13 protein-coding genes and 1 tRNA gene are annotated in these 10,984 nt (G+C 35.3%); 4 read left to right on the top strand and 10 right to left on the bottom strand.

What is annotated here, in order from left to right:
- Nucleotides 1-163: 163 nt before the first annotated feature.
- Nucleotides 164-709, bottom strand: a complete 546-nt coding sequence (locus EUBDOL_RS10880) for a DUF402 domain-containing protein (protein ID WP_040463840.1) — start codon at nt 707-709, stop codon at nt 164-166.
- A gap of 98 nt (nt 710-807) precedes the next feature.
- Here EUBDOL_RS10880 and EUBDOL_RS10875 point away from each other — a divergent pair, with 98 nt between their 5' ends.
- The 3 genes from EUBDOL_RS10875 to EUBDOL_RS10865 all read left to right on the top strand — a co-directional run bounded on the left by EUBDOL_RS10875 (nt 808) and on the right by EUBDOL_RS10865 (nt 1,868).
- A complete protein-coding gene (locus EUBDOL_RS10875) occupies nt 808-1,032 on the top strand; it encodes an oxidoreductase (protein ID WP_235713719.1) in 225 nt (74 codons plus the stop codon).
- Complete coding sequence (locus EUBDOL_RS10870; protein WP_004801009.1) at nt 1,032-1,304, top strand: spore coat protein; 273 nt, start codon at nt 1,032-1,034, stop codon at nt 1,302-1,304. Before EUBDOL_RS10875 ends, EUBDOL_RS10870 begins: the two co-directional genes overlap by 1 nt.
- Nucleotides 1,305-1,415: 111 nt before the next feature.
- Nucleotides 1,416-1,868, top strand: a complete 453-nt coding sequence (locus EUBDOL_RS10865; RefSeq protein WP_004801008.1) for a GAF domain-containing protein — start codon at nt 1,416-1,418, stop codon at nt 1,866-1,868.
- Here the strand turns inward: EUBDOL_RS10865 and EUBDOL_RS10860 are convergent.
- The 4 genes from EUBDOL_RS10860 to EUBDOL_RS11310 form a co-directional block, all read right to left on the bottom strand.
- Complete coding sequence (locus tag EUBDOL_RS10860; RefSeq protein ID WP_040463838.1) at nt 1,856-2,662, bottom strand: aminoglycoside N(3)-acetyltransferase; 807 nt, start codon at nt 2,660-2,662, stop codon at nt 1,856-1,858. The genes EUBDOL_RS10865 and EUBDOL_RS10860 overlap by 13 nt on opposite strands.
- Complete coding sequence (locus tag EUBDOL_RS10855; protein ID WP_004801006.1) at nt 2,632-3,066, bottom strand: putative periplasmic lipoprotein; 435 nt, start codon at nt 3,064-3,066, stop codon at nt 2,632-2,634. Before EUBDOL_RS10855 ends, EUBDOL_RS10860 begins: the two co-directional genes overlap by 31 nt.
- A gap of 360 nt (nt 3,067-3,426) precedes the next feature.
- Nucleotides 3,427-3,500 (bottom strand) — tRNA-Thr (locus EUBDOL_RS10850).
- Between the two features lie 32 nt (nt 3,501-3,532).
- Nucleotides 3,533-3,646 (bottom strand): Maf family protein, encoded by a 114-nt coding sequence (locus tag EUBDOL_RS11310; protein WP_004801003.1) that lies wholly within the window; start codon nt 3,644-3,646, stop codon nt 3,533-3,535.
- 175 nt (nt 3,647-3,821) lie between these two features.
- Here EUBDOL_RS11310 and EUBDOL_RS10845 point away from each other — a divergent pair, with 175 nt between their 5' ends.
- Entirely contained in the window at nt 3,822-5,510 is a 1,689-nt protein-coding gene (locus EUBDOL_RS10845; protein ID WP_004797841.1) for an IS1634 family transposase, read from the top strand.
- A gap of 148 nt (nt 5,511-5,658) precedes the next feature.
- Here the strand turns inward: EUBDOL_RS10845 and EUBDOL_RS10840 are convergent, their stop codons facing one another.
- From EUBDOL_RS10840 to EUBDOL_RS10820, 5 genes are read right to left on the bottom strand one after another with little or no spacing between them, the layout of a single operon-like run.
- On the bottom strand, nt 5,659-6,477 hold the full coding sequence (locus tag EUBDOL_RS10840) for a Cof-type HAD-IIB family hydrolase (protein WP_040462892.1): 819 nt from the start codon (nt 6,475-6,477) through the stop codon (nt 5,659-5,661).
- A 57-nt stretch (nt 6,478-6,534) separates the two neighbouring features.
- Nucleotides 6,535-7,971, bottom strand: coding sequence for a glycoside hydrolase family 1 protein (locus tag EUBDOL_RS10835; protein WP_004797837.1), 1,437 nt, complete (start codon nt 7,969-7,971; stop codon nt 6,535-6,537).
- Between the two features lies 1 nt (nt 7,972).
- The gene (locus EUBDOL_RS10830) at nt 7,973-8,464 is read right to left on the bottom strand and encodes a PTS sugar transporter subunit IIA (protein WP_004797835.1); all 492 of its coding nucleotides are present in this window, start codon (nt 8,462-8,464) and stop codon (nt 7,973-7,975) included.
- Nucleotides 8,465-8,466: 2 nt separating this feature from the next.
- Nucleotides 8,467-9,855, bottom strand: coding sequence for a PTS transporter subunit EIIC (locus EUBDOL_RS10825; protein WP_040462891.1), 1,389 nt, complete (start codon nt 9,853-9,855; stop codon nt 8,467-8,469).
- Entirely contained in the window at nt 9,848-10,729 is an 882-nt protein-coding gene (locus EUBDOL_RS10820) for a PRD domain-containing protein (RefSeq protein WP_004801002.1), read from the bottom strand. The genes EUBDOL_RS10825 and EUBDOL_RS10820 overlap by 8 nt, the downstream gene beginning before the upstream one ends.
- Nucleotides 10,730-10,984 lie beyond the last annotated feature (255 nt).

The following is a 10,984-nucleotide window of genomic DNA, read 5'->3' as shown; positions in this document are numbered from 1 at the left end:
TAATAACCATACCACCGATAATAATACCTAAGAAGCCTAGGGTTGATTTCACATGAGAGATTGCTATGTTTACATATATGAATAGCAGTAGCGCCCAAGCTGAAAATACGAATCTAACAAGCCATTTCTTCTTTTTTTCTACTTTTTTTGCTTCTCTCTTTTTTTACTCTTTTTCTCTATCCTCTCCTACCTGTTTTAGATACCTTTCATACAGCTTCCATATCTCCCCATGCTCGAACGGTGAATTCCGTAATCGTATATCCACCATTACTCGTTTCATTCCCTTTTCTATCGCTTCTTTCAATTCTTCACTATACCCCATCTCTCTCCCATGTCTCTCATATTCCTCCTCGTCTAAAATTATGCTTTTGCCATTTGGCGCAACTTTAACATCTAAATCATAATCAATATTTTTAATTGCTTCCCCATCATATAAAGACGGTGAAGCAATATTGCAATAATAGTGAATTCCCGTTTTACGTATCATACAGATAACATTATACCATTTGTCCGGATAGAAAAAACAAATCGCCGGCTCTCGTGTTACCCATTTTCGCCCGTCCGATTCACTTACCAATGTTTTATTGGTTACCGCCACAATGCGCTTCTCGTTTGCCTCTATGACATATCCGCATGCCCAGGTACGATGCAAGCTCCCGTCATGCTTAAAGCTTTGAATATATACATGATCCTTTTCTTTTAATTCCATACCCCACCTCCGAGTGTGTTTCATTATATCATGTGCTGTATCATTTTCCTAGAATACGATTTCTTTTTCGTCGCATACTAATAAACGAAAGGAGCGATATGACATCGATAAAATGTCATACAATGATAACTATGCTGACACCAAAGGATATTATGTATTTTAATGATTTATTAGATCAAACGCTTGTTTTAAACAAAAGGATTGCTAATGAATTAGAAGCATTATCGAACAAAGACGTTAAAACCTGTTTCGAAGATGTTAATCAAGCCTTGCATGACAACTATATGACTATGTGTGATATTTTAAAAAAGGAGGCAAAATAATGGCTGCGAATTATAGCGATAAAGATATCTCTACAAACCTATTGATTAGCTTAAAACACATGAAAGCAGAGTTTAATACTTTCACGCAAGAAGCTAGTAATGATGCCTTATATAAAGAAATCTCTGCCTTATATCAGTCAGTTTGTAAGCTGCAGCGTGATGTTTTTAATATGATGTGTGAGCAAGGGTGGTATCAGATGAAAAGCGATACTGCCGCAAACATCTCCAAAGCCTATACGAAAGCAGAAAACAGTAAAAGCGAATTGGCTTAAACAGTCGAATCAAGAAATCGAAGCTTGTGTATTTGTTATTGGCAAAGTAACCTCAATAACAATACACAACTTCATTTTTTATGTTATGATAAAGACAAGGTAGGTGTTTTTATGAAACAGCAGCAATATGAAACGATGATAGCACAAATAAAAGCTTTGTTGGAGGGAGAGCATGATATGATTGCGAATATGGCAAATCTTTCTGCTATTCTTTATCATTCGCTTCCAGATATCAACTGGGCAGGCTTTTATCTATATAAAAAAGATGAGCTGATTCTCGGTCCTTTTCAAGGAAAGGTTGCCTGTATGCATATTCCACTTGGAAAAGGGGTGTGTGGAACTTGCGCAAAGACCTTAACCTTGCAGTTAATAGATGATGTCCACAGCTTTCCCGGACATATCGCTTGTGATGCAGCGAGTCGGAGCGAAATTGTTCTTCCGATTATAAAAGAAAACACCTTGTTAGGTGTTCTTGATATTGATGCGCCAATGCTCAAGCGTTTTGACATTACCGATGCTCATTATTTAAGTAACGTTGTAAAGCTTCTTGTTCAATCATTATGAATATGAAAATATGTTGTTGCCAATGCCTGCGCCTCGCGTGCGGAAAAGAAGCGGCAAAGACCTTGATTCAGCATAGCTGTTTTTACGATATAGCGATCTTCCATAGCTTCGCCGATATCTTTCACATCTTGCTGATCATGATCTAAATCCAACATATCCTTCCATATTCTTTTTTTATTTATTTCCATCGGTGCACTTACAATCTTAATCGGTAACTGCTCTCCATGGTATCTTGCCAATCGAAACATCAAGCATTCTTGATAATCCGTCCCAAGCAGCAAGACATAGCCATTGAAATCAACAACCTTTCCCAACGGAGAATCTTGATTTAAGCCAAAGTGCAGCGGGTGCTTATCACAAATCAATTTTGCATACTTCCCCCATGCAGCAAAGCTATATAGTGGGTGATACGAGCGAATAACTCCCTCATTTAATAAAAACTGCTGGGCAAACGTATTCTTTTCTTGAGGCATACTGAGCTTGCGATCAAATGGCAGAGCATATTCTCGCAATAACTGCCATTGATCTCTGGCAATTGATATTTCACGATTTGCCGGATCTGCCAAGTATAAAGTAAAGGTCGGAATTACCAATGTGCCTTCATAACCAACCTGTTCCATTAAAGCTTCAATTAGAATTTGCGCTCCTCCGGCTAAATATCCTAGTTTCTGCATATCCGGTTGTACGAGTACAACCATACCTTTGGAAATTCCAAGAGAGGACAGCATCTCTTTTATATCTTTTTTTGTATATATGTATTGTATCATTTCATCAAGTGCAATCCTTTCAGCCACTCACGGTAATCGTCCTTTTCGATATAACCGGCTTTTTTATTTTCCGGAAGCAATGCTCCTTGGTAAAAATAAAAGGTCATTGGTAATTCGGTAAAATTACCGATCGTAATATTCAACTCATTTAAGGCAGCTACTACCTTTGCATCATCTTCATTTAAGTCAATACTCACATAATAGATATCAAAGGGATCTTCCTTTAACAATTCGTTTACAACCTTTTCATATTCATCACACGTATAACAATCCTCTGTTGTCAGGTAGAGCAAGAACGAATTTTGCTTTTTATCCGCCAGCTTATCAATCACATTTTGCGCCGATAGCTCCACCGGCTTTTTTGTTGCTGTATTGCCACTACAGGCACATAATAGAAAAACACTTAAACATACAATCATTATTTTTTTCATTATGCCACCTCTTTCTTTTTTATTTTATCACACTTTTCTTAAATCCACATGCTTTGTCGAATTCTTTTTTCTTTAGATCAGCGCTATTCTCCACATAAAAAGATGATTTCTTTATCATACAATGGGATTTGTTATTACGATCATTTTAATCAAAAATCATAAAGCTTTTTACCAATCTCTCTGATCTCCCTTTTCCTATTTTATCCCTATAAAAACTGCTTCTTTTAACTTCTCCATCGCTATCGTATTCAAATGATATTATAAATGCTTATCATTTTATTTATACATCATTCACCAAATTTACACCAAATTAAAAAACGAGTATAAAAAAAGCCTTTAAATAAAGGCTAATTCACAACATGGTGCCGACACGCAGAATTGAACTGCGAGCTGAGCATTACCATTGCCCTGTATTACCATTATACTATGTCGGCCTATGAGCTATTATATTATAATCAGCTCGCGGTTATTTTTCAATACTATTTTGCATATTTCTGATTTCTCGATAAACTTTTGCTATCGGAAGCCCTACAATATTAAAATAATCTCCATGAATGGAGCGAACAAACAACTTACCCAAACCTTGAATACCCCGTCTTTAGAGGTTTGCACCATGAATGTTTAGAGGCTATTCTGAGAAAAAGTTGAGATTCTCCAGTATTTATCGTTGTTTTTTGTGCTTTAAATTTATTTTATTTTTTTATTTATTTGGTATAATTATGGTGTAAACGTGTAATCTTTGGAGGACACTTTCTATGGCCTATTTTCTTAAAAAAACAAAACGAAATGACAGACTTTATCTTTCCATCTATGAGAGTTTTTATTCTCCAGAAACCAAGAACACCCGACATAAAAGTTTTCGTAAAATCGGGTTCGTTGATGCTCTTATCGAACAGGGTATAGATGATCCAATCTCTCATTTTCAGAAAGAAGTAAATGAACTGAATTCTAAACGGGAGACAGAAAAGTGTCGCATCAACTTTCAACAGATTTCTGACGTTTCACCAGAACTGTGTCTGGGTTATGTGCCAATTGCGAAAATCTTGAACATACTGGATGTAAAAGAACATTTTGGGTATTTAAGTTCTTCAAGGAAGTTCGAGTTCGATGTATATGATGTCTTTTCCGCTCTTGTATATGCTCGTGTTGTTGCGCCTTTATCCAAACATCAGACTTTTCATGATATTCTTCCAAAGCTATATGTTCAAAAAAACTTCAGTTATGATCAACTCCTGGAGGGCTTGGAATTCATGGGCGAAGAATATGAGAAACTGGTTGAAATACTAACCGTTGCGACTGATGACAATTTTATTCTGGATTCCAGCCGTTCTTATTTTGATTGTACAAACTATTACTTTGAAATCGATAAGGAATCTACTCTTCAAAAAAGAGGTCCTTCCAAAGAAAATCGAAGGGACCCTATTGTGGGAATGGGCCTTCTTTTAGACGCACAGATGTTACCAGTCGGCATGAAGATATTCCCAGGCAATGAATCTGAAAAGCCGGTCATGCGTGATCTAATCCACGATTTGAAATCAAGAAACAATATCAAGGGCCGTACCATCCAAATTGCTGATAAAGGCCTTAACTGTGCTAAAAATATTATTGAAGCTATCGATAATGGAGATGGCTATCTGTTTTCGAAATCTGTAAAAACCCTTCCTGAAAGAGAAGGACAATGGGTTCTTCTTGATGACGGATTCGAAACAGTGTTTAATCAGAACGGAGAACCCGTTTATAAAATCAAGGAATGCATCGATACGTTTACCTATTCATACAAGGATGATTACGGGAATGTCATAACTCGTAATATAAAAGAAAAAAGAACAGTTACCTATAACTTCAGTCTCGCGAAGAAGAAACTGATGGAAATCAATAGAATGATTGAAAAAGCCAAGGCACACCGTGCATGCCAGGCCAAAAAAGAAGAATATGGTGAATCATCAAAATATATGCAGTTTCTAGATGATCAGGGAAAAAGTATAAAACCCCAGCTAAATCTAAAAGCTATAGCCAAAGACAAAGAACTAGCCGGATATAATATGCTCGTAACATCTGAAATCAATATGTCATCAAAAGACATATACAATGCTTATCATCAGCTTTGGCAAATTGAAGAATCCTTCCGCATCATGAAGTCCGAACTTGATACACGTCCGGTCTATCTACAAAAAGAAAATCGGATCAAAGGGCATTTCTTCATCTGTTACACAGCCGTGTTATTATCACGAATCCTTCAATTCAAGATTCTGGAAAATAAATACTCAGCAAGTACAATATACGATTTCATGAGAAAATTCCGAGTTGTAAGAATCAACTCAACAAGATTCATAAATCTATTAACCAGCAAAGAATTCGTAACAGATTTATCCAAAAAATTAAATCAACCAATAACAAATTATTATCTAACAGATAAACAAATAAAAATGATGCATACTCGATAATCAAATATCGAGTGTTGCACCATTTTTTACTATTCAACCTCTAAAGTCAGGTACTATACTATCTAAAAACCATTCATGCCATAAAGGAATACACAAAATTTCACAATCTTCTGAAATGTATTTAACATTGTTTTTTATATGCATCATATTAAATGATTTGTAGTTGTTTGAACATTTTATATACTCCATTATCATCTACATCATCGGCAATATAGGTTGCTTTTTGCTTTATTTCATCGTTTCCATTTTTCATGGCAATCTTTATATTACAGGCATTAAACATAGGAAGATCACTCGAAGAATCACCAAAACATATAGATTCTTTTTTATCCATATGTAAATAGTCCAGTAACTTATTGATAGCAAATTCTTTACTGATTCCTTCGGGACTGGTATCTCCATAAAGGGCAAGTTGCCCTTTTCCACCCCAGGTTCCCACAACCATATCCTTAAACTCTTTCACGGCATCCAGATAATCTTGATAACTATTTAATACAAATGCTGTCTTGTTTACATCATCTCTATATTTTGATGTCATTTTTCTAAAAGCTGGGTTTATTGGTGCATTTACAGCTGATTTATTATTACCAAATGCATATTTCATACGAGCCTGTACTGACTTTTCCATATAATCATCACTGATATATATGCCACTGTTACACTCAAATCTATAGGCAAGAGATCTTGAAATACACCAATCTGTAAAATGTTTACATTGAACATAAGTTAATGGTTTATGAAACATTTCTGTGCCTTGTACTTCAATATAATTTCCATTTCCTCCAATAAAACCATCCAATTCAAAATCAAAATGTCTTTCCAGTATTTCCTGTTTAGAACATCCAGTACACAAAAATACAAAATGCCCATTTTTTCTTGCTGCGATAACCGCCTCTTTTGCTGATGATGGTATTTGTGCTTTATAATTAATTAATGTCCCATCTACATCTAAAAACAATATTGCCATATTCACAACTCCTGATAAAAAAGATGTTCTATGATTTCCGAACATCTTTTCTATTTTTTATTCAATTCCTAAATCTTTGCCATTAGTACCAATGACCGTTTTGTACCAATTGTAACTCTTCTTCAGATATCTGTTTCCTGTACCATTTCCTTCATCATCCAAATCAACGTAGATGATGCCGTATCTCTTTGACATTTGTCCTGTACCATTAGAAACAATATCAATAGGACCCCACATAGTATATCCGAACAGATCAACACCCTTTTCAATAGCTCTTTGCATAGCCTGAACATGTTTTCTCATGTAATCAATACGATAATCATCATTAATTACATTACCTTCCTCTACCGTGTCAATAGCGCCTAATCCATTTTCAGAAATAAATAATGGCTTCTGATATCTGTCATATAAATCCTGTAAAGCCAGCATTAATCCGTCTGGGTCAACTGACCATCCCCATCCTGTCTTTGGTAAATATGGATTTACAATACCTTCAAGTGTATTTGTATCAATAATCTTTTCAGCAGCTTCAGTCTCTTCAGAAGATACTACTCTGCTTCTGTAATAAGAGAATGTAATGAAGTCTACAGGATAAGAAGCAATAATTTCTTCATCTCCCTCTTCAAAAGTGATTTTGATATTATTTTCTTCAAAATACTGCCAGATATAATCCGGATACTTTCCTCTTACCTGAACATCGGAGAAGAAATACTCTTTTCTCTTTTCTTTTTCAGCAGCAATAACATCTTTTGGGTTACATGTGTAAGGATACACTGTCTTGTACGCAATCATTGCCCCAACTTTAGCATGGTTAGAATGCTGGTGAATATACTTTACTGCAAGTGCACTTGCTACAAACTGGTGATGTGCTGCCTGATACATTCTTTGCAGCAGATTTTCGCTGTCAGGATAAATACATGCAGCATCCCAACAGATAGGTTTTACAGCCGCGTTACCAATTTCATTAAATGTCAGCCAGTAATCAACAACATCGTCAAGATTATCAACAATCGTTCTGACAAACTTCATATAAAACCCAATAAATTTACGATTATCCCATCCACCATATGTGTCTACTAAATATAATGGTGTTTCATAATGAGAAATAGTAACCATTACTTTCATTCCAAGTTCATGACAGTATTTAAACATATCATGATAGAAATCAAGTCCTTTTTGATTAGGAGTTTCTTCTTCTCCAGTCGGATAAATTCTGGCCCAGTTGATAGATGTTCTGAAGATATTAAAATTAGCTTCAGCCATCAATTTTAAATCACTCTTATAGGTATGATAGAAGTCAATGGCCTTATGAGTAGGATAATAATCTGCATCTCTTCTCAATCCTCCAAAAAAACCTCTTGCTTTAATGTCAGCAGTAGACATTTGTTTGCCATCTTCTAGATAAGCACCTTCACATTGGTTAGCAGCTACTGCACCACCCCATAAAAATCCTTCAGGAAATTCCTTTTTTACTTCTTTATTTAAAAATGCCATATTATTCTCCTTCTTTCTTATATTCAGCTACTATTGTTTTTCCTTTTTTTGCATATCCATCTGTAGTGAAACTCATTTTCTTCTCACAACCAGGAAAAATCATCATTGTTGTCAGATCATATCCTTCCTGTTTCAAATCATAGGAATTCATGCGAATGATTTTATCCCCTCTGTGGACTGTTGTGCCAGCATCTACAAACTTTTTAAATCCAACACCTTGTTTATTTACAGTATCAATACCGATATGTACCAGTATTTCTACACCATCTTCATTTTTCATTCCAAATGCATGCATGGTAGGAAACAACATTGTGACCTCTCCATCACATGGAGCCACAATTACATCATCGTCAGGCACAATGGCAACACCGGTTCCCATCATACCTTTAGAAAACACATCGTCATTCACTGCAGTAAGTGGAATGATTTTCCCACTTACCACAGCTGCAAAATCATTTGTGTTTTCTTCTTTTTTTGAAAACAACTTAAACATACTTATTTGATGCCCTTTCCATCATATAAAACATAAGTGCATAGAAATGAGACCACGAAGGAAACAGCAACACCCGCAAGAATTGCTCCCATAGTTTTTTCAAAAATAACTACACCAAGGATAGAAGAATAACCCATTGCAAAAGCTTTAGCACCCATAAACCCGGCAACAGCACCACCAGCAATACCACCAGCTACAATACTAATCATCGGTTTTTTCAAGCGAAGACTAACACCGTATAATGCAGGTTCAGAAACACCGGAAAGCATAGCACCGATACCAGCTGATAATGCAGTTGCCCTAAATTCTTTATCTTTAGTTTTTAAAGCAACAGCACAACAGGAACCACATTCAGAAATGTTATGTAAAATCCAACCAGGTCTGAACACGTTATCATACCCAGTACGAGAGAACAATTCCATCATAGGAGCTACAGGCAACATATTTACACCCATCATAACCAAGAATGGCTGAGCTGCGGCAATAATACCCGGAGCAAATCCACCTACATGTGCTTGTAACCAGATGATACCTGCGACAATCCAAGAACCAACAATATTACCAATAGGACCTAATGCTAATACAACGATTGGAAAACCAATTAAGAATACACATAATGGAGCAAATACACTTCTGAATAATCCAGGAATTACTCTGTAGAAGAATCTTTCCAGATATGCACATAGAATAGCTGTAAAAATACCTGGAAGTAATGTACTACCATAGGAAGCTAAATGTACAGGAAGTCCAAACATTGTAGTAGCTTCTCCGGCAGTCATAATAGTATTAAAATCCGGATATACCAATGTCAGTGCAATTGCCATTGAAAAAGCAGGATTGGATTTTAAAACTTTACTTGTACCATATGCCACTAATACAGGCATAAAGTAGAATGGTGCACTGGACATGAAGTTAAGCATTGTATATGCTGTAGAACTTGCTACTGATGGGATGAAGTAACTCAGTAAAGAGAGAATTACTTTCAGCATACCTGCTCCATATACTACAGTAATGAATGGTGTCAGTGACTGAGACATAAATGTAATTGCTTTTTCAAAATAATATTTGAAATTCTTCTTCTCATTACCGGACACAAGATTTTCATCAAGATTCTCATTAATTGGGGCTTCTGTCTGTACTGAATAATTTTTTTCAAGATTATCAAATACAGGGAATAAATGTTCACCAAGAATAATCTGGTACTGCTGATTTCCATAAACCACACCTAATACTCCAGGTAGATTTTTTATTTTCTCATCCTCTGCTTTATTTCTGTCATTCAAATATAGCCTTAAACGTGTTACGCAGTGTGTAATTGTTTTGATATTTTCGACACCACCTACATATTCCACTATCTGCCTTGTCAAATTATCATAATCTATTTTAGCCATTATTATTGTCCTTTCTTTGTAACTCATACAGCCTTACAATATGAATCATTAAATAAATACAATCTTCATCAGTACATCTGTAATTAAACTTTCCATTAATAAATTCACTGATTTCATGAATACACCTGTCAACTCCTTCATACTTCGTGACCAATTGACCGAATATATTAGTAACTTCAATAGAACCGTTAGAAGTTTGATGACTGACAATTCTGCTTAAGAAAAATTTCAGGTGAATAATGTACCTTGAATACGCTAACGAATCTTCATCTATCTGATTTCCAAGATATTTCATTGTGATATTCACAATACTGTTTACGCCTTCGAGCAATTCTCTTGTTTCAATATTTGTTTTTTCTTGAGACGCCACAATCAAATGGAAAGCAATAGATGTTGCTTCATCTTTTGGAAGATCTACATGCAGAGTTTCGTTAATATATTGAATAGCACACTTACCTACTTGGTACTCATCTTCGTAAAATCTCTTAATCTCTTCATTAAACAACTTTGAGGTATTATTTCCCTCTCTGAATTGTTTAACACTGAAATCAATATGATCCGAAAGACTGACAAGTAAGTTGACATTATATTTTTGATTCAATGTTTTAGCAGCATAATCAATAATATGTTGTGATACTTCAATCACTTCGAAAGGCACTTCTTCAAATAAAGTAAGATTTAAATTTTTCTGTCTGTCCAGATAAATATATGTCTTCATAATTTCTTCAGGATAAACAATATCATTCTTGCTTTTTTTAAACCCAAGTCCCTTTCCTATCGCTATCATTTCACGGCCGTTTGAATCTTTAACGATAACAATATTATTGTTCACTACTTTAAATGTCCTGTACACCTGTTTATCTAACTTGAGCATGATTCTCCTCCCCTAATACAAATTAAAAAGGCAAACTCAAACATTTAGTTTACCGCCTCAGATAAACTAACGTAAGAATTTGCCTTAATAGCTTAGATTAAGTAACAAGTCTTAATTTGTATTACACTGTAAGTATAGCCGGTACCGCTTTCAATGTCAACAGTATTCTATATTTTTTTCTGGTTTTGGAATAAAAATTCAGAAACATAACAATACATACGGGAGTTTAACACTTGCTCATAGCCAAAATAGCCA

Source organism: Amedibacillus dolichus DSM 3991, from assembly GCF_000154285.1.
In the GTDB taxonomy this organism is placed as follows: domain Bacteria; phylum Bacillota_I; class Bacilli_A; order Erysipelotrichales; family Erysipelotrichaceae; genus Amedibacillus; species Amedibacillus dolichus.
This window is presented reverse-complemented; position numbering and strand designations above follow the sequence as displayed.

What these genes read in the sequence shown, in the direction of transcription:
- EUBDOL_RS10880 (WP_040463840.1), bottom strand. Translation starts at nt 709, where the DNA reads ATGGAATTAAAAGAAAAGGATCATGTATATATTCAAAGCTTTAAGCAT.
- EUBDOL_RS10875 (WP_235713719.1), top strand. Translation starts at nt 808, where the DNA reads ATGACATCGATAAAATGTCATACAATGATAACTATGCTGACACCAAAG.
- EUBDOL_RS10870 (WP_004801009.1), top strand. Translation starts at nt 1,032, where the DNA reads ATGGCTGCGAATTATAGCGATAAAGATATCTCTACAAACCTATTGATT.
- EUBDOL_RS10865 (WP_004801008.1), top strand. Translation starts at nt 1,416, where the DNA reads ATGAAACAGCAGCAATATGAAACGATGATAGCACAAATAAAAGCTTTG.
- EUBDOL_RS10855 (WP_004801006.1), bottom strand. Translation starts at nt 3,066, where the DNA reads ATGAAAAAAATAATGATTGTATGTTTAAGTGTTTTTCTATTATGTGCC.
- EUBDOL_RS10845 (WP_004797841.1), top strand. Translation starts at nt 3,822, where the DNA reads ATGGCCTATTTTCTTAAAAAAACAAAACGAAATGACAGACTTTATCTT.
- EUBDOL_RS10840 (WP_040462892.1), bottom strand. Translation starts at nt 6,477, where the DNA reads ATGGCAATATTGTTTTTAGATGTAGATGGGACATTAATTAATTATAAA.
- EUBDOL_RS10835 (WP_004797837.1), bottom strand. Translation starts at nt 7,971, where the DNA reads ATGGCATTTTTAAATAAAGAAGTAAAAAAGGAATTTCCTGAAGGATTT.
- EUBDOL_RS10830 (WP_004797835.1), bottom strand. Translation starts at nt 8,464, where the DNA reads ATGTTTAAGTTGTTTTCAAAAAAAGAAGAAAACACAAATGATTTTGCA.
- EUBDOL_RS10825 (WP_040462891.1), bottom strand. Translation starts at nt 9,855, where the DNA reads ATGGCTAAAATAGATTATGATAATTTGACAAGGCAGATAGTGGAATAT.
- EUBDOL_RS10820 (WP_004801002.1), bottom strand. Translation starts at nt 10,729, where the DNA reads ATGCTCAAGTTAGATAAACAGGTGTACAGGACATTTAAAGTAGTGAAC.